Here is a 25,194-nt window from a genome sequence, read left to right as displayed (position 1 = left end):
TCGCCCCGTCGGAACGGGTGTCGGTCGGTCGGTCGGTGGTCTGGGTCGGAAGCGTCGTACTCATCGTGCGGTGTCCTTTCTCAGTGCGGATGCGGGGAGGCTCGCCGGCTTAGAAGAAGCCATCGGCCGTCTCGCGGTAGCTCACGAGCAGATTCTTCGTCTGCTGGTAGTGGTCGAGCATCATCAGGTGGTTCTCGCGGCCGATGCCGCTCGACTTGTAGCCGCCGAACGCGGCGTGCGCCGGGTAGGCGTGGTAGTTGTTCACCCAGACGCGGCCCGCCTGGATCGCGCGGCCGGCCCGGTACGCCGTGGTGCCGTTGCGGCTCCAGACACCGGCACCGAGGCCGTACAGGGTGTCGTTGGCGATGCGGATCGCGTCGTCGAAGTCCGTGAACGTCGTGGCCGAGACGACAGGACCGAAGATCTCCTCCTGGAAGATGCGCATCGAGTTGTCGCCGCGGAAGATGGTCGGCTGAATGTAGTATCCGCCCGAGAACTCGCCGCCGAGGTCTTCGACGCCGCCGCCGGTGAGCACCTGCGCGCCCTCCTGACGGCCGATGTCGAGGTACGACTTAATCTTCTCGAACTGGTCGTTCGATGCCTGGGCGCCGACCATCGTGTCGGTGTCGAGCGGATTGCCGCGGGTGATCCGCTCCGTGCGCTCGACGACCGCGTCGAGGAAGTCGCCCGCGATCGACTCCTGGATGAGCGCGCGTGAGGGGCAGGTGCACACCTCCCCCTGGTTCAGCGCGAACATCGTGAAGCCCTCCTGGGCCTTGTCCCAGTACGCGTCGTCTTGGGCGCGCACGTCCTCGAAGAAGATATTCGGGCTCTTGCCGCCGAGCTCGAGCGTGACCGGGATGATGTTGTCGGAGGCGTACTGCATGATGAGGCGGCCGGTGGTCGTTTCGCCGGTGAAGGCGATCTTGCGGATCCGCGGGTTCGATGCGAGCGGCTTGCCGGCTTCGGCGCCGAACCCGTTCACAATGTTCACGACACCGGCGGGCAGCAGGTCCCCGATGAGTTCGAACAGGAACAGGATCGACGTGGGCGTCTGCTCCGCGGGCTTCAGCACGATGGCGTTGCCCGCGGCCAGTGCGGGGGCGAGCTTCCAGACCGCCATCAAGATGGGGAAGTTCCAGGGAATGATCTGACCCACCACGCCCAACGGCTCGTGGAAGTGGTACGCGACGAGATCCTCGTCGATCTGTGAGACCCCTCCCTCTTGCGCGCGAATCGCGCCGGCGAAGTAGCGGAAGTGGTCGATCGCGAGCGGAATGTCGGCGTTCAGCGTTTCACGGACAGCCTTGCCGTTGTCCCAGGTCTCGGCGACCGCGATGGCCTCGAGGTTCTGCTCGATGCGATCCGCAATGCGGTTCAGGATCACCGCGCGCTCTGCGGGGCTCGTACGCCCCCACGCTGGTGCTGCGGCGTGGGCCGCATCGAGCGCCGCCTCAATGTCTTCGGCGGTGCCGCGGGCCACTTCGCAGAACGCTTTGCCCGTCACCGGGGTGATGTTCTCGAAATACTGGCCTTTCACCGGCGCGACCCACTCGCCGCCGATGTAGTGCTCGTAGCGTGACTTGAAGGTCACGAGCGAATCCGGGTGCCCGGGTGCTGCGTACACGGTCATGGTGCATCTCCTCTGACGTCGTTGTCGATGCCGATCACTCGGGGAGGATCGGTTGCGACGACGCTACGTCGGCGGACGTTGCACGCACGTTGCGCACACGTATCGAGCGTGTTTCGCGGCGATTATCCGAGCTGTTCGAGCCGGGCGACCACCCGCGCACGCTTCGGCGACATCGCCGGCAGCACTTGCAGCAGGGTCTCCCACACCTGGGCGTCGTCGGACGCCCAGTTCTGCGCGTACGCGAACAGCGCGTCGGGGGCGGCCGACTGCAGCATCGATTCTCTCAGGGTGGCATCGACCGATGCCCGCAGCTCCTCGACGACGGGCGCACTGGAGGCGGGAAGCACCGGACCCTCGTAGGCCGCGAGCGCCAGGCGGTGGGCGCCGCGCCCGAGCGCCTCGAGGCTCTCAGTGGCGTCGACTCGCACGCCGGGCTCGAGCCGGTAGGGCCGGGAGGCGAGTGCGAGACCCGTGTCGTGCTGCTCGAGCCACTTGCGCAAGCGCACCATTTCCGGTCGGAGCGTACCCTCCGCGCCATCGTGCCCGTAAATCTGCCGGGCGAGGGCAGCTGCCCCGAGCCCGCGCGGTGACGCAGCCAGGGCGAGCAGGATCTCGGCGTGGCGACCCGCGACGGGCAGTGCGCGGCCTCCGCACTCGAGCACGGCGGGGTCGCGACCGAGCACGACGAGGCGCGGCGCGGGGCCAGCGGAGGCGAGTGACGCGCGGGAACGGCGGGGACTCGTGTGGGCACCGCGATCCTGCTCCATGCGCCGCCGGAGCGCCGCAAGCTGCAATTCGGCCTCGACGGCGGCCACCGTCGCATCCATGAGCGGCATCAGGTGCGGCGATGCCGCCCCGTCACCGCCCGTGACGTCGATGACGCCGATGATGGCGCCGCTGATGGGGTCGTGAACGGGCGCCGCGGTGCAGCTCCACGGGTGCACCGCGCGCGAGTAGTGCTCGGCGCCGAGCACCTGCAGGGCGTGGTCGAGGGCGAGGGCGCTTCCGGGAGCGCTCGTACCGACCGCACGCTCGGACCAGTCCATGCCCGCACGGAACCCCATCTCTTCCGCACGAGTGCGCAGTCGCGTATCACCGTCGACCCAGAGCAGCCGGCCGGACGCGTCGCCGAGCGCCACGATGAACCCCGACTCGCTCGCCTCTTCGAGCAGCAGGCGGCGCACCACCGGCAACGCCTCACCGATCGGATGCGTCCGTTGCAGATCGATGAGCGCGTCGGCATCGATCGCCGGCCGGTCGGGCACGCGGTCTGGGTCGACGGTGTGATGCTGCGCTCTGAGCCAGGATTCCAGCACCAGCGGCCGCACCGCGGTGGCCTGCGCGAACTGCGCTCGGCCGTCTGTGTCGAGCACGATACCGCGATCCGCCACGAACCGCTCGTGCGCGCGTTCGAGCAGTCGCCGCCGCTCCAACGCCGATTCTCCGCGCCGCAGCGCCTGCCAGGTGTGAGACATCACGACCCCCTCCTCGCGGTCCCGAATGCTCAGAGCGTACCCGACTCGGCGTGCATCGTGCCGAGAGTTACGCGACACCTCGCTGGAGATCGACCATGCCGGGATGACGCCGCGGGTCGGCCCGGTTACGCAATCCCGCCGCCGCGCACCAGGTGAGCACGCACTCGGGAGGACTGACATCTTCGATACCCGCGCGGTATCCGACGAGCGCAGCTGCCCCGATGAGGGCCGTCAGCGGGCGGGAGGCGCCGGCGATGTGCACGCGGGCATAGTCGGTGCCGGATCGCAGCATCAACCGAGTGACCGCGTTCCAGGGCAGATCGACGTCTCGTGAGCCGAGCGCGGCCGTGAGCCCGTGAGGTGTGATTCTCAGGTGCAGCGTGCCGGCACTCATGCGAAGCACGGCGGCCAGCACGAAGAATGCCGCGATACCGATCACGGCGGAGATCCACACCACCTGCCAGCGCGGCAGCCAGTCTCGCTCAGCGCCGGTGAGTGCGATAAGCAACGCGACGGCCGCCGTCCCCGCACACACAATGGTGCCGACCAGCAGTGCGACGAACGTGCTGAACGGCAGTGCGAGCGCACGCACGTGCAGCACAGCCTCGGCACCGTCGGCCGCGACGACCCACCCGACGGGCCGCTTCGCCCGCGTGCTCACGGTTCGCGATGCGCGCCGCGGTACAACTCCAGGAGGGCGCTGATGCCACCGGAGCGCCAGCGTTCCAGTTGTGCCCGCGCGCCACCGCCCTGCTTGCGACGTTCGACGAACGCCGTCACCAGTGCGAGGTCGCCCGTGCGTTCGAGCTCGGGCGCCACGTGGTCGAGCAGGGCGTCGACGACATCGAATGCCGGTCGCGGATCACCGGAACCCGGATCGACCAGCACCGACTCGAGCCCGTTGCGCGCTGCTACCCAGTGCGCGCCGCGCAGGTGATCGCGCTGAGGTTCTTCGACCACCGCGCCGAGCTCATGCTCCCGCAACGCCCGAGCGACCAGGGCCCGGAACAGCAGCCCGTACGCGACCGCGTCGCCCGCGGCCAACTGGGAATCGGCGAGGCGGGCCTCGATCGTCGGGTACTTGTCGGAAAGCCGCACGAGCCAGTTCACGAGCCCGCCGTCGAGCAGAGCACCCGAGTGCACGAGCCCGGAGACGACGCGATCGTATGCGGCCGCGTCGTCGAACTTCGGCGGGTACCCCGAGGTCGGCCACTGCTGAATCGACATGAACCGCCAGTCGGCGTAGCCGGTCTCTTCGCCGAGCCAGATCGGCGAGTTCGCGGTCAGCGCGACGAGTGTCGGCGACCACGGTGCGATGCGGGCGATCGCACCGACGCCGGCATCTCTCGAGGGCACCTCGACGTGCACGTGGGTACCCGTCGAGTAGTACCGCGTCACCATGCCGCGCATCGCGAGCTCGATGTCGTGGTAGCGCTGCTTGTCGACTCGGGTACCATGCCGTTCACCGCCGACCGGGGGCAGACCGGACCCAGCGAGCACGACGCCGATGTTGTCAGCGGCGTCGGCCGCGGCCACCCGGAACTCACTCAAGGCATCCAGCGCCTGCGCGTTCGAATCGCACACCGGAGTCGCGGTCTCCAGTTGGCAGTGGAAGTACTCGTGCTCCGCGAGCCGGCCCGGCAGCGCGGCGATCATCTCGTCGACGGCATCGCGGGGCACACCGGTCTGCGCGTCGAGCAGCAGGTACTCTTCTTCGACGCCGAATCTCGGCGACGCGGCGGGGGTCGCAGCCATCTCAGCACCTGCTCCTTCGTCGGGAGATTCCAGTGTGGCACAGGCCGTTCGCTCCGGGATCACGGCGCGTCATGAAGCGTACATGCCGGCGGGCGTCGATCGCGTTCGACCGCTACCCGGTGCCGAAGAGCCCAGCACCGTGGCGCGTGAGCACGCGATAGGCGTCGCCGAAGTTCTGCGGCGGATTCGCGCGTTCCTCGGGAGTGCCGTATCGCGAGAGCAGCAGCCCGATGAGGCCCTTCGCCGGTGGACTGAGCGGTCGCATCGGGTGAGCGTCAGCCGGATGCGGGCCCGCTTCTCCACTGGGAGGAACGTACGCCGCAGACGTCTGCGGCCAGTCGGCGATATTGCGCGGCACTCGCCGATTGAACGCCGCGTCGAGCGTCGGCGCCTCCGCATCGCGTCTCGTGAGGGGCTCGAGGCCGAAGCGTTCGCAGAGCGACGCGATCACCGACCCGTGGTGCATCGCCCCCGAAAATACGGAACCTCGCTCGACGTGCGCCGAGACCAGGATCGCCGGGACCCGACAGCCCAGACGATCGAACGTGAACCCCATCTCGCCAGCTCCAGAGTCGTCGGGCGGCGTCGCGGACGGCGGCGGCACATGGTCGTATGTGCCCCCGTGCTCGTCGAACGTGATGAACAGAGCCGTGTTCAGGTAGTTCGAACCGTGCTCCGACATCGCGTCACGCAGCGCCGAGTACACCTCGTGAATCAGCGCGTCACCCGCGCGGACGTCGGAGACCGCCCCGTCGACCACGTTCTCCCCCTCGACAGAGCTTTCGGCTGGCGTGCCGACCGGTGGATGAAAGTCGTTGTGATTGAAGATCATGCGCGGCTCGATGAACGCATAGGCCGGCAGCGTGCCCGCGGCCACATCGTCATGGAATTGCCGCATCGTCGCGAAGTGCTCCGTCTTCCAGTACTGCTCGAGCACGGGAGCGTGCAGCAGGCCGGTGAACGAGATGAGCTGCAACTCGTCGAAGTAGATGCGCCAGGTCAGCCCGGCCGCCTCAAGCCGATTCAGAATCGTCGGGGTCGGTGCGGCGTTCAGCCACTTGTCGATGCCTCCGAGCGAGTTCGTGACGAAGCCGTGCGACGTCGAAGCGTGGAAGAAGCTGCGATTGCAAAAGGTTTGGCTCGGGACCGCGCAGTGCCAGTGATCGAAGACGCCGAACTCACGGGCGAGCGTCGAGACCACCGGCAGCATCTCGGGGTCGAATGACCCCATGATCTGATCGCGCTCGGTAGCGTTCGGCGCGCGTCCCGAGCGGCCGACGAAATCGGCCTCATAGTCGAGCACGAAACCGTCCATGCGCGGTTGCGCTGCGTCACTCGGCGCGTTGTACGGTGCCGTCATGTCGGCAACGTCGCGCCCCCGGTTCTGCGGGTCGATCCGACCGAACAACTGCGTGTTGACGTGGGGGTACTCCTCGCCCGGGTCAGGGTCGGGCTGCCCCATGATGCGGTCGGTGGGGCCGGTGTAGCGGTGCGCCGGCACCTCAGTGCCGTCTGCCGCCGCATTGCGGTAGTCGCCGAACGCGAGTCCGGCGAATTCACCCGAGGCAGGCGGGGACTCGGGGGTGTACAGGTACCCGAGCAGGTTGTCGAAGGAGCGGTTCTCGCCCATGAGCACGACCAGGTGGTCGAAGCCCGGGTTCGCGCGCGGCTTCGGCACCGCGAAGCGCTCGGGCACATACGTCGCGCCATGCGTGTCAGCTGCGCGTTCACTCGCGACGCCCCACGCGGTGGCGGCGCCGCCCGCGCCGAGCGCTGCCCCCGCGGCGAGGATGCCGCCCCGTCGCAAGAATGCGCGGCGGCTGGTCCCGGAGTCGGCCTGGGCCGCTCCCTCCGGGTGCTCGTCCTCGGGCACGGGGGCAGGGCTCATACGACCCGGTTTCTCAGAATGCCGATGCCCTCGATCTCAACCTCGACGGTGTCTCCGGCTTCGAGCAACCCGACGCCCGCCGGGGTGCCCGTGAGAATGACATCACCGGGCAGCAGCGTGAAGGCCTGCGATGCGTACGACACGATGCGCGCGAGCGAATGAATGAGCTGCGACGTGCGGCCATCCTGTCGCACTTCGCCGTTGACCCGCGTGACCACGCGGGCGTCGGCGAGATCGGGATCAGTCTCAATGATCGGCCCGAGCGGGCAGAACGTGTCGAAGCCCTTGCCTCGCGCCCACTGCCCGTCCTTGATCTGCAGATCGCGCGCCGTGACATCATTCGCGCACGTAAAGCCGAATACGTACTTCAGCGCGTCATCTTCTGAAACGTCTTTCGCGACGGCGCCGATGACGAGAGCGAGTTCGCCCTCGTGCTCGACGCGGTTCGAGATCGATGGACGCACGATCGCATCGTCGGGCCCGATGATCGAGGTGTTCGGCTTCAAGAAGAGCAGCGGCTCCTCGGGCGCCCCGCCGTCGATGCCGGTGACGCCCTGCATCTCGGCGACGTGGTCGGCGTAATTCTTGCCGACGCAGACGATCTTGGAGCGGGGAATCACCGGAGCGAGCAACTGAGCGTCTTCCAGCTTGAATCGACGCCCGGTGGTGTCGTAGCCCGCCACCATCGGGTCGCCACTGAGCTCGACGAGCTCGACTCCGCTGCCGTGTTCGGCGTGATCGAGCACACCGAACGCGATCTCGCCGTCGATCTGAAAACGTGCGACCTTCATCGTGCGAGCTCCGCTGCGCCGACGATCACGTTGAGCCACCCGTGGCGATCTTCCACGGTACCGAACTGAATGCCAGTGAGCTCTTCGCGCAGCGACATCGTCAGCGCACCCGGAGCCGCATCGCCGAAGTCGATGGCGAACCCGTCACCCTTGAGCTGGCGAATCGGGGTGATCACCGCCGCGGTGCCGCAGGCGAACGCCTCGGTGATGGTGCCCTGCGCGACACCCTCGCGCCACTCCGACACCGTCACTTCGCGCTGCTCGACCGCGTGGCCGCGGTCTTCGGCGAGCTGGATCAGGCTGCGACGCGTAATGCCATCGAGAATGTTGCCGTTCAGCTGCGGCGTCACCAGCGTGCCGTCGGAACGGACGAGGAAGAGGTTCATGCCTCCGAGCTCGTCGATGGTGTCTTCCGTCGCCGAATCGGTGAAGAGCACCTGCTGGCAGCCGTTCTCAGCCGCGACCTGCTGCGGCAGCAGGGAGGCCGCGTAGTTGCCGCCGCACTTCGCCGCACCGGTGCCGCCGCGACCCGCGCGTGCGAAGTCTTCGGACAGCCAGATCGAGACCGGCTTCACGCCCCCCGTGAAGTACGGGCCGGCCGGACTCGCGATGATGAGGAAGCGCGCACGCTCGGCCGCGCGCACGCCGAGAAAGCTCTCGTCGGCGATCACGAACGGGCGCAGGTAGAGGCTCTGGTCAGCCCCGCTCGGCACCCATGCCGCGTCCATGCTCACCAGTTCGCGGATCGCCGCAACGAACAGTTCTTCGGGGATCTCGGGCAGCGCGAGACGACGGGCCGACTCGTTGAGCCGACGCGCGTTCGCCTCGGGCCGGAAGGTGACGACCGAGCCGTCGGGGCGGCGGTAGGCCTTGAGCCCCTCGAAGATCTCTTGACCGTAGTGCAGCACCGAAGACGCCGGATCCATAGGGATCGGACCGTAGGGCAGCACCTCGGCATTGTGCCAACCGGCCTCTTTCGTCCACGTGATCGAGACCATGTGATCAGTGAAGTGATTGCCGAAGCCGGGATCGGCGAGCAGTGCTTCGCGCTCGGTGTCGGAGAGGCGTTCGGCTTCGGTACGGGTGAACTGCAGGTCGGTCATCGAAATTCTTTCTCGCGTGAGTGGAAGCGGGGTTCAGGCCCCGCGCTGCGGAAGCTGTGCGATCACGGCGTCGCCGATCTCCGAGGTGCGGCGTGCGCCGGCGCCTCGAGAAGCGAGGTCGGCACGGACGGCGTCGCGGATGCGATCGCCATCGGTGACGAGCCCCAGATGATCGAGCATGAGACCCGCGGAGAGGATCGCCGCGGTCGGGTCTGCCTGCTGCTGCCCCGCGATGTCGGGCGCAGAGCCGTGCACCGGCTCGAACATACTCGGGAACGTGCCGTCGGGATTGATGTTGCCGGAGGCCGCGAGCCCGATGCCGCCGCCGATAGCGCCGGCCAGGTCCGTGAGGATATCTCCGAACAGGTTATCAGTGACGATCACGTCGAAACGCGACGGATCTTGCACCATGAAGATCGTGGCCGCGTCGACGTGCATGTAATCGACCGAGATGTCGGGGTACTCATCGGCGACCGACTGCACGATGCGCTGCCAGGTGGCACCGGCGTGCACCAGCACATTGGTCTTGTGCACCCAGGTGAGCTTCTTGCGCGGGCGCGTCAGAGCCGTTTCGAACGCGTAGCGCACGACGCGCTCGATGCCGAACGCGGTGTTGACCGAAACCTCGGTCGCCACCTCGGCGTGGGTGCCCGGCCGCAGACGTCCACCATTGCCGGCGTACGGCCCCTCCGTACCCTCGCGCACCACGACGAAGTCAACGTCTCCCGGTGCCGCAAGCTTGGACTCGACACCGGGGAACAGCGTGCAGGGCCGCACATTGGCGTAATGCTCGAAGTCGAAGCGCAGCTTCAGCAGCAGCCCGCGCTCGATATTGGCGTCGCGCAGGCGGGGGTCACCCGGCACTCCCCCGACGGCGCCGAACAGAATTGCATCGTGCTCGGCAATTGCCGCCTGCTCGGCCTCGGGCAGAGTGTCGCCCGTCTCGAGAAAGCGGTCGGCGCCGAGTCGGAACTCCGTTCGCTCGAGCACCACATCGCCGCCGTCGAGCACCGCGTCGAGCACCCGATTCGCCTCGGCGATGACCTCGGGGCCGATCCCGTCACCCGGAATGACTGCGAGCTTGATGGTACGGGTCACGTGGCGCTCCTTCGTTGCGTGCGAACCCCTCCAGCATACTGCCGGGATTCACGCGCAATTCGCCGGCGCCCCACTGCTGCACGGCGGCTCAGCAGCCCGCACCCCGTACCGATGAGAGCCGAAAACAGCAGAAGCCCCACCCGAAGGTGAGGCTTCTGCGTTCGGTGACCCCAGCGGGATTCGAACCCGCGTTACCGCCGTGAGAGGGCAGCGTACTAGGCCGCTATACGATGGGGCCGAACGTGATTCCCAGCTCTTCGGGCTTCCCCGTCGCGCTGGCAACTCATATATATAAACACACGCCGGGCCACTGAGCCAAATCGGGGCCCGTCGCCCGGGTGTGTCCCGCATGATTCCGGGGAATGCGTCTCGCGTGATCCCCGGAATCATGCATGTCAGAAATCAGCGGTGCGATGCGGGCGAGCCCACTTCGCCGGCGTGTCCGGGCCATCCCACACCTTGACGACTCCCCACGCGACTGCGGCAATGGGAACTGCGAGGATCGCGCCGAGGATTCCACTGAGCACCGTGCCGATGGTCAACGCCAGCAGAATCACCAGGGAGTGCAGCTTGAGTGCGCGCCCCATCAGCACTGGCTGCAGGAAATTGCCCTCGAGCTGGTTCACCAGGATCACGACGCCGACGACGATAATCGCGTTCACCGGGCCGTTCGCCACGAGCGCGACCAGGGCTGCGAGGATGCCCGCGACGGTCGCGCCGACGATCGGGATGAATGCGAGCACAAAGACGAGCACCGCGAGCGGCAGCGCGAGCGGCACCTGCAGGATCACCAGGCCGAGCCCGATGCCGAGCGCGTCGACGGCGGCGACCGCGGCCGTGCCGCGCACATAGGAGCCCAGCGTCTCGACCGTTTTCGCCCCGGCACGCTCCGCGCGGCGCAGGCCCTCCCCCTGGAACGGGCGCAGCAGGAAGCGCCAAATACTGGGGCCGTCCTTGAGGAAGAAGAACAGCACGACGACCATGAGCACGAGACCGGTGATGAAGCTGGTGACCGCACCCACTCCGGCGAGTGCCCCGGAGCCGAATTGCGCGCTTGTCAGGAAGTCGGTGATCTGGTCGCCCCACTCATGCAGCTGGGATTGATCGGGAAGGAACGGCAGCGTCTTCGACCAGTCGACGACCTGTGCGAAGCCGTCTTGCGCCTGCGACGACAGATCATCCCACTGGTCGCGCACGGCCCAGACGATGAGCCAGCCGATGCCCGTCAGCATGACGACGATTCCGAGCAGCACGATGGCGGCTGAGAGCGCGCCGGGAACTCGACGTCGACGCAACCACGCGGTGACCGGCGAGAACGTGCTCGCGAAGATCAGCGCGAGCAGGATGGGGATGACCACCGTGGTGAGCGAGCGCATCCCCCAAATCACCGCGGCTGTGAGCAGCAGCACGATGATGATCTGCAGCGATCGCGTCGCCATCAATCCGAACCCGTCGCTCCATGCGTGTTTCACGGAGCGCGGCGCGGGCCGCTCGGCGGCCTCACCGTACTCCAAACGCGTCAGGCGATCCTCGATCTCGCGTTTCGCGCCCCAGCCGAACATGTGCACTCCCCTTCGTCGATCGAGTTGTCTTGCACCCGCCGACCCGGCGGGTCTTGCTCCTAGCGCTGCACGGCGCGCGCCGCGATGAAGGCGCGGAGCTCAGCGGCATCGTCGGCCATCTCCGTGACGCGCTGCGGCAGCTCAAGCAGCCCTGCCAGGTGCTCCGGCATGCCGAGACGCTGCCCGGTCGCCTCGAAGACGATGTCGGGGAACTTCTCGGGTTTCGCCGTTTCGAGCACCAGCATCGGCACTCCGGGTTCACGATGCTCTCGCGCGACCTTGACGCCGTCGGCCGTGTGCGGGTCGATCAAGATGCCACTGCCCGTGAAGACCGAGCGAATGGTGTCAACGCGATCCGCATGCGTGCTCGTGCCGCTCTGCAGCCCGAACTCGGCTTCGAAGCGCGGCAGTTCTGCGGTGAGGTCGATGCGCCCCGTCTCGTCGAGTTCGCGCCAGGCCGCTGCCAGGCGCTCGGCGTCGCGTCCGAGCAGATCGAAGATGAAGCGCTCGAGGTTCGATGCCTTCGAGATGTCCATGGACGGGCTCGACGTCGCATGCGTGTCGGCTGCGCTGCGCGGGGCGTACACCCCCGAGCGGAAGAATTCGTCGAGCACATTGTTCTCGTTGGCGGCGAGCACGAGCCGGCGCAGGGGCAAACCCATCGATTTGGCCAGGTGCCCCGACAGGATGTTGCCGAAGTTGCCCGACGGCACCGTGACCGAGACCTCGAACGATGCTCGATCAGCCGCAGCAACCGTGTCACTCGCGCGCAGCCACGCCCAGAAGTAGTAGACGAGCTGCGCACTGATGCGGCCGAGGTTGATGGAGTTGACAGTGCCGAGCTCATGCGTGCGCTTGAAGTCGAGATCGCCCGAGAGCGCCTTGACCAGATTTTGGCAGTCGTCGAAGACGCCGGCCACCGCGATGTTGTGAATATTCGCATCGTCGAGTGAGTACATCTGCGCCCGCTGGAAGTCGCTCATGCGCCCCTGAGGCGACAGCATGAACACGGCGATACCCTCCTTGCCACGGAGAGCGTACTCCGCGGCCGACCCGGTATCGCCCGAGGTCGCACCGATGATGTTGAGCGCGCGATCGCTGCGCGCGAGCACGTACTCGAGCGATTGGCCGAGGAACTGCATGGCCATGTCTTTGAACGCGAGCGTCGGCCCTTCGGAGAGGCCGACCAGGGTGATCTCGTCATCAAGCTTGGTGAGCGGAACGATCTGGTCGGAGACGAACTTCTCAGCGCTGTAGGCCGCGCGCATCATCTCATCGAGGTCGGCTCGGGGAATGTCGGTGGCGAATCGACTCAGAATCTCGGCGGCGAGTTCGGGGTAGCTCAGTGAGCGCCACGACTCGATCTCGGCGGCGGTCACCTGCGGCAGCGTCTCCGGAACGACGAGACCGCCATCTGTCGCGAGCCCCTCGAGCAAGATCGCGCTGTACGGTGCCGGCTCCATGCCGCCGCGGGTCGAGATGTACTTCACCGATGCTCCTTACGGTCGTAGAAACACCAGTCTATGGGTCGCACCGTCACCAAGAGACGGGCAGGGCCTTCCCCTCCTCGTAGCCGGCAGCCGACTGCAGCCCAACACGGGCGCGAACGTGGAACTCGGCGACGCTACCGGCACCCGCGTAGGTGAACGACGAGCGCACGCCCGAGGTGATCATGTCGACGAGATCTTCGACGCTCGGTCGCTGCGGGTCCAGATAGATCTTCGACGACGAGATGCCCTCGGCGAAGAGTTCCTTGCGCGCGAGGTAGTACGCGTCGAGACCGCCGAAGCGCCCCTGCACCGCCTTGGTCGACGCCATACCCCACGACTCCTTGTACTGGCGGCCGTCGGCATCGGCGTGCAGTTCTCCGGGAGATTCCGCGGTGCCGGCGAACCACGATCCGATCATGATCGACGCGGCTCCGGCTGCCAGGGCGAGGGCGACATCGCGCGGGTATCGCACCCCTCCATCGGCCCACACGTGCGCACCGAGCTCTCGGGCCGCCTGAGCGGACTCGAGCACCGCCGAGAACTGCGGCCGCCCGACCGCGGTCATCATGCGGGTCGTGCACATGGCGCCCGGCCCGACGCCGACCTTAAGAATCGACGCACCCGCGTTCACCAGATCGTGCACACCCTCGGCGGTCACGATGTTGCCTGCGACAATCGGGAGGCCCAGGTCGAGCCCGGCAATCGCATCCAGCGCACGCAGCATCCCGCCCTGATGCCCGTGCGCCGTGTCGACGACGAGCACATCGGCGCCGGCATCGGCGAGCGAGCGAGCTTTCGATGCAACGTCGCCATTGATGCCGACCGCCGCCGCGACCGCGAGACGGCCGTTGCGGTCGAGCGCAGGGCCGTAGATTGACGCTCGCAGGGCTGAACGACGCGAGAGCGTGCCGAGCAGCACCCCGTCGCGCACCACGCACACGAGGTCGGCGGCGCCACCGGGATTTGCGGCCAGCGCGGCGTCCACGGCATCGAAAGCGGCCCGGGCGTCGCCCAGTTCTGATTCGTCGAGCGTGACGGTTTGCGCGTGCAGCAGATCTCCGAGACGCGCGTCGGCGGGCACCGAGGCGAGTCGGCTCGCGCTCAGCGTGCCCCGCACGCTGCTGATCGGGATCGCCCGGCCGACTGCGCCCTCGGTGTCGCCGGCCGATTCAGCAACGACGACCGACTGGCCTTCGGCGCGCGGGATCCATCTCAGCGCATCGGCGGCCGTTGCCTCGGGAGCGAGCACGATCGGAGCATCAACGGCCACCGGCGCTGCTTTCACCTGCGCAATCGCCCGGGTGGTCTGCTGCAAGGACAGGTCTTGCGGCAGCACAGCCAGACCACCGCGACGCGCGAGCACGGCCGCGAGGCGCGGACCCGTGACCGAGTTCATGTTCGCCGCGACCAGCGGAATCGTGGCCGGCGTGCCGTCTCCAGGCGCCAGCGAGACGTCGAGCCGGCTGCGCACGTCCGAGTGCCGGGGCACCAGAAAGACATCCGAGTAGGTGAGATCGACCGTGGGCAATGCTCCGAGGAACTCCATGTGCTCCACGCTAGGCCATGGAGTCGTGCAGCGCCCCGGAGTGCCGGAGATTCGCTCAGGACATTCGAGAATGCGGGTGTACCCGACCACCGAGTCTGTCGCTGGGTTCATCCACAGGATCATCACTGTTCAGGCAGGACTGCGTCTAGAATAATCTCCGTGCAGCGGGGAAACAGCTGCGCGAACCAGGGTCCCGCACGTCTCCGGACGCGGTGGATCGGCCCAGGGGAAGCCGATCTCTACGAAGGAGCGACACGCTCATGTCCGATCCCAACCTGCCGAACGATTCGAACGCATCGCGGTCGAGCGACGCCAACGACGCGCAGCCGACGACACCGCTCTTGCCTCCGAACATTTCGGAGCCGCAGCCCACGTCGAAGCTGCCGACCGACTTCGTGCCCGGCACACCGGTGCCGCCGCCCGCTTCCCCCGCGTTTGAGCCCGCCGCTCCCCCGGCTCCGGCCGCAGCGCAGGGCAACCTGCCTCCGCAGCCTCCGGCGTACGGCCAGCCCGCCCCTGGCGCACCTGTGCCGCCCGCCGGCGCACCTCCGCAGACCTACGGTGCGGTGCCGCCTGCTGCGGGCGCACCCCCGGTGCCGCCGAACGTGCAGTACCCGCAGCCCGCGTACGCCGCGGGCGGATACCCGGCACCGAAGAAGATGGGTCTCGCGATCTCCGCACTCATCGTCGGCATCGTCAGCCTGCTGTTCTGCTTCGTTCCCTTCATCGGAAACGCCATCGGCATCCTCGGCGGCATCACCGCGGTCGTGCTCGGCATTCTGGCCATCAAGAAGGCGCAGTCCAAGGGCATGTCGATCACCGGCATCATCACGGGCGGTATCGCCACGCTCATTGCCATTGCCTCGATCATCTTCTGGGTGTTCTTCATCGGAGCGGCGGTCAACTCGACAAACTCCGCACTCAGCGACCTGGAGGACTTCTCGAGCTCGCTGCCCACCGACGGCAGCGACGGATTCGCCGCCGACGTCGCGTCGGACGCGGCATCCAGCGCGGCCGCGGATATTTCCGCGAACGCGGCTTCGGAGGGCGCCTCGAACGGTGCGTCCGATGGTGCCGCTGACGGTCTTGACGAGTACTACTCCGAACTCGGCATCGAAGCGGGTGAGCGGTCGTCTGAATTCTGTGCGGCGTTCAACGACTTCGTCTCGGCACCCGTCACCGAAGACGCTCGCGCCGGCTGGATCAGCGCGCTGGAAAAGCTCGCGACCATCGACAGCCCGAACCAGGAGGTCTACGAGCGCTACCTGGAAATCACCAAGGACGGCGTCGATGCGGGAGTCACATCGGGTGACGGTGAGGCATTCGCTGAGGCCGTCACCAATGATGGAGTGAGCTGCTACTAGGCCGCACGTCGGCAGTCTGCAATTTCGGACTGCCACTCATCCACGAACGAAAGGACCCCACATGTTCAAGGGATTCAGAGACTTCATTCTGCGCGGCAATGTGATCGAGCTCGCGGTCGCCGTGGTCATCGGTGCCGCATTCAACGCGGTCGTGCAGAAGGTCGTCGATTCGCTGATCAATCCGATCATCGGTGCGGTGTTCCAGGCGGACAGCCTGGATGGCGCATTGAAGCTCCCCCTGCCCGGCGACAGCGGCAGCGAGATCGCCTTCGGCGCAGTCATCGGCGCGATCCTGAATTTCGTGATCGTTGCCGCGGTCGTGTACTTCGTCTTCGTGCTGCCGATGAACAAGCTGCGCCCGAAGGTTCCCGAGGCACCGACCGGCCCGAGCGATGTCGACTTGCTGGGCGAGATCCGCGATCTGCTCAAGGCGCAGGCCGCCACACACGCTCCGGTGCAGGCGACACCCGCGGTGTCGTCGCTCGAGGCGTCGGCTCCTGCGGCACCCGCAGCTTCAGCGGCCGACGCTGATGACGCGACCGGAGGTCCGGCGCACAAGCACTAAGCAGCACCGCACTCACCGGTGAATCGGTGTCAGTTTCTGCGCGAAATGTCCTTCGCATCGCGCAGATACTGACACCGATTCATTCGTTTTGGCCTGCCGCCAGAGGCGGGGCGTCTGGCTCTCAGCCCGCGGCTCAGGCGTCGTGCACGTTCACCCGGGCCAGGAACAGCGCCTCGGTGAGCAGCGCCTTGCGGAACGATTCGAGGTGCAGTGACTCGTTGGGGCTGTGCGCGCGGCCATCCGGGTCTTCGACCCCGGTCACCAGGATCTGCGCGGCCGGAAACTCTTCGACGAGCTCGGCGATGAACGGAATCGACCCGCCGACACCGATATCGACGGGCTCTCGCTCCCAGGCGTCAGCCATCGCGCCGCGTACGTCGGCGACGGCCCAGCCGCTGGTGTCGACCTGGAACGCTTGGCCGAGCCCCGGGTCTTCGAAGGTGAGCTTCGCACCGAACGGCGCGCGCTGCTCGAGGTGCTGCGTGAGCGCGGCGTAGGCCGCGCTCGGATCCTGCCCCGGCGCGATGCGGGCGCTGATGCGCACGCGCACGCTCGGAATCAGTGTGTTCGACGCGTTCGCGACGTCGGGCACGTCGATGCCGGTGATGGAGATCGCGGGTTGCGCCCAGAGTCGGGAAAGGATCTCCCCGCGTCCGATGGGGCTCACACCCTCGAGCAGTCCGGTCTCGAGGCGCAGGCGATCCTCGTCGTACGCCGGCACGTCGAGTTCCGAGGAACCGAGCCCGTCGACGGCGACCGCGCCATCCGCATCCCACAGCGTATCGAGTAGACGCACCGCGGCGAGCATCGCGTCGGGCACCGCGCCGCCGAACATGCCGGAGTGCGAGGCGCGGTCGAGGGTCTCGATGCGCACGTTGAACGCGACGGCGCCGCGCAACGCGACGGTGAGCGCTGGCGTCACCTCGTCCCAGTTGCTCGAGTCGGCGACGATGATCGCGTCGGCGGCGAGCAGCTCACGGTTCTCGCGGAGGAAGTTGCCGAATGATTGCGACGCCCACTCCTCTTCACCCTCGATGAACAGGGCGATGCCGAGGTCGAGCTCGCGACCCTCGGCATCGGCAGCAGCGGAAAGGGCCCGGATCGCACCGATGTGCGCCATCACACCGGCCTTGTCGTCGGCGGCGCCGCGACCGTAGAGACGACCGTTGCGGAAGGTCGGTTCGAATGCCGGGGACTCCCAGTCGGCGTCTTTGCCCGGGGGCTGCACGTCGTGGTGCGCATACAGCAGCACCGTCGGGCGGCCGTTCTTCGCCTCGCGCCGCGCCACGACGGCGGGGTGACCGAGCTCGGTACCGCCCTCGATCGGCGCGCGACGGACGTCGACGACGTCGAAGACCCCGATCTCGCGCAGCAGGTCGGCGATGGCCTCGGCACTCGCGGCGACGTGCGCCGGGTCGAACGCCGGCCAGGAAACGGACGGAATGCGCACGAGGCGCTGCAGGTCGTCGAGCGTGCGCTCGTGCCCCGCCGTCGCCGCGGCGCGAATAGCCGATTCGAAGGTGGACTGCTGCTGGTCGGTCATGTGCGCCTGCCTTCCCGCGGGGGTCGCCCGCGATGGGATATCGATGCGATGACCCGTCGATTCGGGCCGCGAATCCACCCTATCCCCGAGGCCACGACCCCACGAGCTCCGGTTCCGCGACTGCCTTCGCACGTTTTCGCCCGCGCATCTCGTGCTCGCAGTAGCATGACGCCATGACACTCCAGATCGACACCGTGCTCGAAGCACAGGGCCCGGCAACGGCCATCGAACTCACGGACGCGCAGGTCGAGGCGCTGGGCGGCGGCGGTCGAGCCGCAGTACGCGTCACCATCGCGGATCGCTCCGCGCGGTTGCGAATCGGTCGCATGGGCGGGCGCAACCTGATCGGCCTGTCGAAGGCCGCGCGCGCGGAACTCGGCGTCGAGATCGGCGATGCGGTGTCGGCGACGATCGAGCTCGACACCGTGGAGCGCGAGGTGGAGGTGCCCGAGGATCTCGCGGCGGCACTCGAGAGCGCCGGTCTGCGCGGCGCGTTCGATGCGCTCGCCTTCACGCACCGCAAGGAGCACGCGCGCTCGGTGACCGAGGCGAAGCGCGCTGAGACCCGTGAGCGCCGGGTCGCCGCGGTGGTCGCGAAGCTCGGAGGCGACGCGGCTTAGCGCGAGCCAGACTCGCGACTTGGGTCGGCGCCCGCTTTTGCGGGGGCATCCGCTGCGTCCCCTGCGTCCGCCGCGTCTTCTGAAGCCGTCGCCGAGCGTGCCGCTTTCGCGAGCTCCTGCTGCTCCGCGTCTTGCGCGTCGCGCAGTTCTCGGGTCGCCGCGTGCACGAGCTCTTCGGCGCGGCGACGCCGGTGCTGCGCGAGCGTCTCGGCACCGAACTTCTCACGGACGCGGTCGCGTGCCTCGGCGGTGGCCGTGATGATCACACTGCTGGCGATGAGGATCACCTGCGCCGACAGATTGATCCACAGCAGCAGTGCGATGAGTGCCGCGAAGGAACCGAGCAGCGGATTCGATGTCGCCCCGCGCACGAAGAGCCCCGAAAGTTCTTGCAGCACGACGAGACCGGCACCGCCGACGACCGCCCCGCTCCACAGTGCTCGCGCCGGCGCACGCACGCCTGAGAGCACTCGGAACACGAGCGCGATCGCGACCGTGTCGATGACGAACACGATGAGCACGCCGAAGATGCGCGTCACCGTCTCGGCGACGGGGCCGTCGCCGATCCCGATCCACGAGAGTACAGCTGAGATACCGACGGACCCGACGACGCTGAGCACCGCGGCGCCCGCGAGCAGCCCGCCGAAGACGAGCGCGACGAGCAGATTGCGCAGGATCACCCAGACGACGAAGACATCGTCGTGGATTTCGTCAGCGAGCGTACGCAGGGCCGAGCGCAGGCTGCCGATCGCGCTGATCGCAGCCCCGACCAGACCGAGGAGCGAGATGATGCCGGCGATCGTGAACCCGACGGGCGCGATCTCGGTGGTGTCGACGAGACCGCCGATGCCGGGAATGACGCGATCAAGCGTGCCGACGAGCGACGCCATCGCATCGGGGTTTGACCCCAGCCAGAGCGCGGCGATCGAGAAGCCGAGCAGTATGCCGGCGAACACGCTGAACAGCGCGCGATAGGTGATGCTGTCAGCGAGCATCGATCCCCGGTGCTCGCTGTACCGCAGGAATGCGCGCACGAGCCGCAATCGGAGCGCACGCGCAATGAGCTTCGGGATGAACCCGCGTTCCTCGACGGGCGGAGCCCCGCCGAGGTCGCGCGCCGCGCCTGCCGCAGACGGGGCCGAAGGCGATGCCGAGGCGTTCGGCGCTGCGTGCGTGCTCATGGTGCATCCTTTCTGACGATCGGCGGCGGCAACTGACGGGCCGACCGCTTCACCGTACCGCCGACGGTATCCGGCGCGCGCGGGGTCGACAACCGGGTTTCCGCACGCGAACCGGGTACCGTACACTCCAGCCGTACCCTGCGGGTCGCCGTGGCGCCTCGCGCTCAGGCCCGCCCCACCTCGCGAGACGGAGACCCGCCATGTCGATGACCGATGACCTGCTCGGCACGGGTCAGGCCACGACCCTCGCTAGAATCATGGGAGCTGCGCACGCGAGCCTTCCCGGCACTGCACGCACGGCGACGGCATCCGCCGCCCCGGAGCTGTCGGCTGCGGTTGAGGCTCTCACCGGGCTCGGCCTCAGTGAGCGAGCGCGCTTGCTCGCGAGCGCCATCGAGGCGGACTTCGGCAGCGACCCGGCGCGCATCGCGGCGATCACTCGGGACGCGCTCACGGATGACGACTTCACCGGCTGGATGCTGTGGCCGGCGGGCCTCGCCGTCGCCCGCACAGCTGTCGCCCGTGATGACACGCATGCGTTCGACGACGCGCTCGCGGTGCTGCGCGAACTGACCTCGCGCATGACCTCGGAGTTCGCCATCCGGCCCCTCCTGCTGCACGATCTGGATCGCGCGCTGCCCCAACTGCTCGACTGGACCCGGCACGACGACTGGAACGTGCGTCGCCTCGCCTCCGAGGGCAGCCGCCCCCTGCTCCCCTGGGCCGAGCGCATTCCCGCCCTCGTCGCCGACCCGGTACGCAGCCGGGCGATCCTCGATGCGCTGTACGACGACCCCGAGGAGTCGGTGCGTCGATCCGTCGCGAATCACCTCAACGATCACAGCCGCGCGCACGCGGCGCACGTCGTCGACGCCGTCACCGCGTGGCGCAGGAGCGGCGGCGTGCATGTCGAACGCACCGCGCGCCACGCCCTCCGCACGCTGGTGAAGCGCGGGGATGTCGGCGCACTCGCGTTTCTGGGGTTCGGTGCCGTCGAGGTCTCGGTGGCACCGCTCGCGCTGTCGCAGGAGCAGGTGCCGCTCGGAGGAGAGATCAGGTTCGCAGGCGCACTCGCCAACGTCGGCGATGCGGTCGCTCCCGTCATTGTCGATTACGTGCTCGGCTTCCCGGATGCCCGTGGCGGTGAGCGGTGCAAGGTCTTCAAGCTCGTGCAGCGCGAACTTGCCCCCGGGGAGTCCGTGACCGTCAACGGAGCGCAGTCTTTCCGCCCCCTCACGACGCGGCGCTACTATCCGGGCGCGGCGTGGGTCGCATTGCAGGTCAACGGCGTGGTGCAGGATCGCGCAGCGTTCGAACTGATCGAGAGCGATGGCGCGGTGCGCTCATGACCGATGGACGCATGCTCGATGCACACAAGATCGAAGCGCAGACGCCAGACGACCCGCCCGCGTTTCCGAAGCGCGACCTGAAGCGCGAGCTCGATGCGTATCGGGCGAAGCCGGGCGAGTTTCGGGTGTTCGAGGTGCCGCCCCAGCAGGCCGTGATGGTCGATGGGCACGGCGATCCGAACGTCGATCCCACGTATGCCGCCGCAGTCGCCGCGCTCTACCCGCTCGCCTACGCGGTGAAGTTCGCGAGCAAGCGGGAACTCGGTCGCGATTACACCGTGATGCCGCTCGAGGGACTCTGGTGGGCCGACGACTACGCCTCGTTCACCACCGCTCGCGACAAGAGCCAGTGGCGATGGACGCTGCTGATCGTGCAGCCCGATTGGATCGGCCCCGCACTCGTCGAGACCGCCCGAACGCGGGTCGCGTCACGGCCCGAGGCTCCGACCCGTCTCGCGGACGTGCGCTTCGAGACGATCTCGGAGGGCCGCTGCGTGCAGACGCTGCACGTCGGCTCGTACGACGATGAGGCGCCGGTACTCGCGCAGATGCACGACGTGTTCATGCCGTCGCAGGGCGTGCGCCCGCGCGGTACGCATCACGAGATCTACCTGTCGGACCCGAAGCGCACCGCACCCTCGCGGCTGCGCACGATTCTGCGCCAGCCCGTCGAAGATGCCGGCACCGTGCGCGCGCCCGACACCGCCTAACCCGACCGGAGCACTCGAACCGCCCGCGCGCCCCAGCGGCCTTCGGCGTGCGTGACCTCAATGGGGTATGCGAAGACCCGGGAGATGATCTCGGTGGTGACGACGTCGACGACCGGGCCAGCCGCGACCACCGCGCCCTCGGCGATCGCGACCGCGTGCGTGGTGGTCTCGGGCAGCTCCTCGAGGTGGTGCGTCACGAGGATCGTGGTGAGTTCGGGCGACCCCTGCGCCAGCCCGTCGACAGTTTCGAGAAACTGCTCGCGCGCAGCGACATCGAGGCCCGTGGTCGGCTCGTCGAGCAGCAGCAGCTCGGGCTGCGCGATCAGCGCGCGAGCGATCAGTGCCCGGCCGCGCTCGCCCTGCGACATGACCGGCCAGATCGCATCGCGCCGGTGCGCGAGGCCCACGGCGGCGAGCCCGGCGTCGGCCCGGGCGATGTCGTCGGCGGACGGCGACCACCGCATCGGCAGTTCGATCGTGCCGGTGATGCCGGTGAGCACGACGTCACGCGCCGAGAGCGCCGACCGCACCGGGTGCCGTGGATTCACATGCCCGATGTGCCGACGCAGCTCGGAGAGGTCGACCCGACCCAACCGGCGCCCGAGGATGTCCACGCTGCCCGACGTCGGGTGCGTCTGCGCCCCGCAGAACCCCAAGATCGTGCTCTTGCCCGCGCCGTTCGGCCCGAGGAGCGCCCAGCGCTCTCCGCGGCGCACCGTGAGATCGACCCCGTGCAGAATATCTGATCCGCCCCGGCGGATGACGATGTCGCGAAGTTCGAGCACCGGCGGTGCCAGGTTGGGGGCAGGGTGCGTGGTCATGCGAGGGCCTCCTTCAGTGCTTCGAGGTGGGCGCGACTGAGCGAGCGCGCGGCGTCGGCATCGCGCGACACCACCGCCTCGGCGAGTTCGGCGTGGGCTCGGTGATCCGCATCGCCGCCGAACACCCCGCGAATACGGAGCATCTCGATCATGGCGCGACGGGTGCGCGGGGTGAAGCCGTCGAAGAGTTCGAGCAGGATCGGATTGTGCGACGCGGCGACGATCGCGCGGTGCAGCGCGGTGTCGGCGTCGACGTGAGCCTCGAGGTCGTCGCGCTGCGCGTCGCGAGCGGCGAGCGCGGCGCGAATGGCGCGCACGTCAGCGGCGGTGCGCCGCCCTGCGGCGAGCGCGGCGGCCTCGGTCTCGATGCCGCTGCGGGCTTCGATGACGGAGACGATGTCGGCGCGCAGCAGCACGGCGTCCCAGTCTTCGCGGGCGTCGAGGGCGGTGACGAAGACTCCGGCGCCCTGTCGGGTGGCGAGCACGCCGCGACCGGCGAGCTGGCGGATGGCTTCGCGGACCGTGGAGCGGCCGACACCGAGCTGCGGCGCGAGCGTCGTCTCCCCCGGGAGCTTCTGGCCGAGTTCCCACTCACCGTTGCGGATACGCGCGAGAAGGTGGTCGGCGGCCTGGTCGGCCAACGGTGCGCGGCGCTCGACGCTGGAGGGGCTCGGGGCTGACATGCACCAGAGCCTACCACTCCGCTACTTATCTGAGGAGTTGTGTTACGCTCGTCGCTATGCGCACCTCCACGCTGCTCCTGCTTCGACGCCACGACGAGACCTAGCCCGGCCGGCTCCTCGTCGTGGTGGCATTCGTGCCGGCCCGCACGATCGAACCGAACGGAGCCCTTCATGCCTCTCACCATTCGCCCTACGGACCCGGCGCACCCTGTAACGGGGAATCACTGGAACCGGCAGTCCCCCTCGGCGATGCCCTCGCACCGCTACCGAGACGCCTTTGCGCGCGTGGCGATCCCGCACCCCGCGCCGGGCGCGACGCGCGCCTGGCCCGACGCCCGCCTGACCGAGGCACCGCTCTGGGTGCCCGTCGATCTGCGCGATGGCAACCAGGCGCTCGCCGAACCCATGGATCCGGAGCGCAAGCGCCGGTTCTTCGACCTCATGGTGCGGATGGGGTACCGCGAGATCGAGGTCGGCTACCCGTCGGCCTCGCAGACCGACTACGACTTCGTGCGCTTGATCGCCGAGACCGATATCGCACCTGACAACGTCACCATCGTGGTCTTCACCCCCGCACGGCGCGACCTCATCGAGCGCACCGTCGCCTCCATCGCGGGCATCACGAACGACGTCGTGATCCACATGTACACCGCGACCGCTCCCACCTGGCGCGACACCGTGCTCGGGCGGGATCGCTCGGCGCTGCGCAAACTGATTCTCGATGGCGGCCGCGACCTCCTGGAATTGGCGGGCCACCTCCCGAACGTGCGCTTCCAGTTCTCCCCCGAGGTCTTCAACCTGACGGAACCCGACTACGTGGTCGAGATCTGCAACGCGATCACCGAACTGTGGGATGCGCGCCCCGAGCGCCCGGTGATCCTCAACCTGCCCGCCACCGTCGAGATCGCGACCCCCAACGTGTATGCCGACCAGATCGAGTACATGCACCGCACGCTCGCCCGGCGCAACGGCGTCATTCTCTCAGTGCACCCGCACAACGACCGCGGCACCGGCATCGCGTGCGCGGAGTTGGCGGTGCTCGCCGGCGCACAGCGCGTCGAGGGGTGCATCTTCGGCAACGGCGAGCGCACCGGAAACGTCGATATCGCGACGCTCGCCCTCAACCTGCACGCGCAGGGTGTCGACCCGATGATCGATTTCTCAGACATCGACGAGGTGCGACGCACCGTCGAGTACTGCAACCGCATTGAGGTACACCCGCGGCACCCGTATGTTGGCGATCTCGTGCACACGGCCTTCAGCGGTACCCACCAGGATGCCATCAAGAAGGGATTCGCCGAACACCGCGAGCGGGCTGCAGCCTCCGGGATCCCCGAGCACGAGGCCGAGTGGCGCGTGCCCTACCTGCCCATCGACCCGGCCGACATCGGACGAACCTATGATGCGGTGATCCGCGTCAATTCCCAGTCGGGCAAAGGCGGCATCGCATACCTGCTTGAGGCGGCGTACGGCATCGAGCTGCCGCGCCGGTTCCAGATCGAGCTGGCGCGGCGGGTGCAGGCACACACGGACAGCAGCGGCGTCGAGGCGACCGCACACGAACTCTGGAGCGTACTGGAGCGGGAGTTCATCGAGCCGGCGCTCGTCGACGACACGCCCCTGCGCATCCAGCCGCACGTGCTCTCGGGAGTCGGCCCCGTCGAAGCACTCACTGCCGCGCTCGCCGAGCAGGGGGAGACTGTTGAAGTGCTCTCGCTGCACCAGACGAGCGTCGGCTCGGGCAACGGCAGTCGCGCGCTCACCCTCGTGGAGTATCGAGGCAGGCATGGCGACGTGCGCTGGGCGGGCGGCATCGATGCCTCGGTACTCGCCGCCACGACCGCCGCAGTCATGCGGGCGGCCGCAGCGTAGGCGCGTACGCGAGACCGCCACGTGGACGCCACTCGGGAGTCCACTCCCGAGGCACCGTCGCCGTCCTGAGCCACCCCCGAGATGCACGATCTCAGCGGTGGCTCAGGACGCGAACGGTAACCCGGGAGGGCGGGAGCGCCAGCAC

The 25,194-nt window shown here is 68.1% G+C and carries 21 protein-coding genes and 1 tRNA gene; 6 read left to right on the top strand and 16 right to left on the bottom strand.

The genetic code is table 11. From position 1 onward, the window contains the following. Positions 1-109: 109 nt before the first annotated feature. The 12 genes from exaC to guaB1 all read right to left on the bottom strand — a co-directional run bounded on the left by exaC (position 110) and on the right by guaB1 (position 14,341). Complete coding sequence (gene exaC, locus ACZF5Y_RS06670; RefSeq protein WP_053386321.1) at positions 110-1,633, bottom strand: acetaldehyde dehydrogenase ExaC; 1,524 nt, start codon at positions 1,631-1,633, stop codon at positions 110-112. A 122-nt stretch (positions 1,634-1,755) separates the two neighbouring features. Continuing rightward, complete coding sequence (locus tag ACZF5Y_RS06665; protein WP_497535032.1) at positions 1,756-3,108, bottom strand: AfsR/SARP family transcriptional regulator; 1,353 nt, start codon at positions 3,106-3,108, stop codon at positions 1,756-1,758. 67 nt (positions 3,109-3,175) lie between these two features. Continuing rightward, positions 3,176-3,769: a hypothetical protein gene (locus tag ACZF5Y_RS06660; RefSeq protein ID WP_497535031.1), complete on the bottom strand. Its 594-nt coding sequence runs from the start codon at positions 3,767-3,769 to the stop codon at positions 3,176-3,178. Beyond that, entirely contained in the window at positions 3,766-4,863 is a 1,098-nt protein-coding gene (locus ACZF5Y_RS06655) for a carboxylate-amine ligase (protein WP_497535030.1), read from the bottom strand. Before ACZF5Y_RS06655 ends, ACZF5Y_RS06660 begins: the two co-directional genes overlap by 4 nt. Positions 4,864-4,975: 112 nt before the next feature. After that, a complete protein-coding gene (locus tag ACZF5Y_RS06650) occupies positions 4,976-6,751 on the bottom strand; it encodes an alkaline phosphatase family protein (RefSeq protein WP_497535029.1) in 1,776 nt (591 codons plus the stop codon). Continuing rightward, positions 6,748-7,542, bottom strand: a complete 795-nt coding sequence (locus ACZF5Y_RS06645; protein WP_053386326.1) for a fumarylacetoacetate hydrolase family protein — start codon at positions 7,540-7,542, stop codon at positions 6,748-6,750. The genes ACZF5Y_RS06650 and ACZF5Y_RS06645 overlap by 4 nt, the downstream gene beginning before the upstream one ends. After that, the gene (locus tag ACZF5Y_RS06640) at positions 7,539-8,645 is read right to left on the bottom strand and encodes a branched-chain amino acid aminotransferase (RefSeq protein ID WP_497535028.1); all 1,107 of its coding nucleotides are present in this window, start codon (positions 8,643-8,645) and stop codon (positions 7,539-7,541) included. The genes ACZF5Y_RS06645 and ACZF5Y_RS06640 overlap by 4 nt, the downstream gene beginning before the upstream one ends. A gap of 33 nt (positions 8,646-8,678) precedes the next feature. Continuing rightward, complete coding sequence (locus ACZF5Y_RS06635) at positions 8,679-9,743, bottom strand: 3-isopropylmalate dehydrogenase (RefSeq protein WP_497535027.1); 1,065 nt, start codon at positions 9,741-9,743, stop codon at positions 8,679-8,681. Positions 9,744-9,908: 165 nt separating this feature from the next. Beyond that, positions 9,909-9,981 (bottom strand) — tRNA-Glu (locus tag ACZF5Y_RS06630). Positions 9,982-10,138: 157 nt separating this feature from the next. Then, positions 10,139-11,305 carry an AI-2E family transporter gene (locus ACZF5Y_RS06625; protein ID WP_497535026.1) on the bottom strand — a complete coding sequence of 389 codons (1,167 nt, stop codon included), beginning with the start codon at positions 11,303-11,305 and terminating at the stop codon, positions 10,139-10,141. A 59-nt stretch (positions 11,306-11,364) separates the two neighbouring features. Next, positions 11,365-12,795, bottom strand: a complete 1,431-nt coding sequence (thrC, locus tag ACZF5Y_RS06620; protein ID WP_497535025.1) for a threonine synthase — start codon at positions 12,793-12,795, stop codon at positions 11,365-11,367. A 46-nt stretch (positions 12,796-12,841) separates the two neighbouring features. Beyond that, positions 12,842-14,341, bottom strand: coding sequence for a GMP reductase (gene guaB1 / locus ACZF5Y_RS06615; protein ID WP_497535024.1), 1,500 nt, complete (start codon positions 14,339-14,341; stop codon positions 12,842-12,844). A gap of 260 nt (positions 14,342-14,601) precedes the next feature. Between guaB1 and ACZF5Y_RS06610 the strand changes: the two genes are divergently transcribed. Beyond that, the gene (locus tag ACZF5Y_RS06610) at positions 14,602-15,705 is read left to right on the top strand and encodes a DUF4190 domain-containing protein (RefSeq protein ID WP_497535023.1); all 1,104 of its coding nucleotides are present in this window, start codon (positions 14,602-14,604) and stop codon (positions 15,703-15,705) included. A 61-nt stretch (positions 15,706-15,766) separates the two neighbouring features. Continuing rightward, a complete protein-coding gene (gene mscL / locus ACZF5Y_RS06605; protein WP_497535022.1) occupies positions 15,767-16,270 on the top strand; it encodes a large conductance mechanosensitive channel protein MscL in 504 nt (167 codons plus the stop codon). Positions 16,271-16,403: 133 nt separating this feature from the next. Here mscL and ACZF5Y_RS06600 read toward each other — a convergent pair whose 3' ends face one another. Next, a complete protein-coding gene (locus ACZF5Y_RS06600; protein WP_497535021.1) occupies positions 16,404-17,813 on the bottom strand; it encodes a dipeptidase in 1,410 nt (469 codons plus the stop codon). Positions 17,814-17,986: 173 nt separating this feature from the next. Here ACZF5Y_RS06600 and ACZF5Y_RS06595 point away from each other — a divergent pair, with 173 nt between their 5' ends. Beyond that, complete coding sequence (locus tag ACZF5Y_RS06595) at positions 17,987-18,433, top strand: YdeI/OmpD-associated family protein (protein ID WP_497535020.1); 447 nt, start codon at positions 17,987-17,989, stop codon at positions 18,431-18,433. On the opposite strand, the gene ACZF5Y_RS06590 is transcribed toward ACZF5Y_RS06595, so the two are convergent. Further along, positions 18,430-19,614: a YihY/virulence factor BrkB family protein gene (locus ACZF5Y_RS06590; protein WP_497535019.1), complete on the bottom strand. Its 1,185-nt coding sequence runs from the start codon at positions 19,612-19,614 to the stop codon at positions 18,430-18,432. The genes ACZF5Y_RS06595 and ACZF5Y_RS06590 overlap by 4 nt on opposite strands. 200 nt (positions 19,615-19,814) lie before the next feature. Here ACZF5Y_RS06590 and ACZF5Y_RS06585 point away from each other — a divergent pair, with 200 nt between their 5' ends. Together ACZF5Y_RS06585 and ACZF5Y_RS06580 are read left to right on the top strand one after the other, a co-directional pair. After that, on the top strand, positions 19,815-20,963 hold the full coding sequence (locus ACZF5Y_RS06585; protein ID WP_497535018.1) for a YhaZ family DNA alkylation repair protein: 1,149 nt from the start codon (positions 19,815-19,817) through the stop codon (positions 20,961-20,963). 11 nt (positions 20,964-20,974) lie between these two features. Continuing rightward, the gene (locus ACZF5Y_RS06580) at positions 20,975-21,673 is read left to right on the top strand and encodes a GyrI-like domain-containing protein (RefSeq protein WP_497535306.1); all 699 of its coding nucleotides are present in this window, start codon (positions 20,975-20,977) and stop codon (positions 21,671-21,673) included. On the opposite strand, the gene ACZF5Y_RS06575 is transcribed toward ACZF5Y_RS06580, so the two are convergent. Next, entirely contained in the window at positions 21,670-22,494 is an 825-nt protein-coding gene (locus ACZF5Y_RS06575) for an ABC transporter ATP-binding protein (protein ID WP_497535017.1), read from the bottom strand. The genes ACZF5Y_RS06580 and ACZF5Y_RS06575 overlap by 4 nt on opposite strands. Beyond that, positions 22,491-23,177, bottom strand: coding sequence for a FadR/GntR family transcriptional regulator (locus ACZF5Y_RS06570; RefSeq protein WP_497535016.1), 687 nt, complete (start codon positions 23,175-23,177; stop codon positions 22,491-22,493). Before ACZF5Y_RS06570 ends, ACZF5Y_RS06575 begins: the two co-directional genes overlap by 4 nt. Positions 23,178-23,348: 171 nt before the next feature. Here ACZF5Y_RS06570 and ACZF5Y_RS06565 point away from each other — a divergent pair, with 171 nt between their 5' ends. Then, entirely contained in the window at positions 23,349-25,049 is a 1,701-nt protein-coding gene (locus ACZF5Y_RS06565) for a 2-isopropylmalate synthase (protein WP_497535015.1), read from the top strand. The last annotated feature ends 145 nt before the right edge of the window (positions 25,050-25,194 follow it).

The sequence above is a fragment of the Leucobacter sp. WKLB1 genome, assembly GCF_059696215.1.
This window is presented reverse-complemented; position numbering and strand designations above follow the sequence as displayed.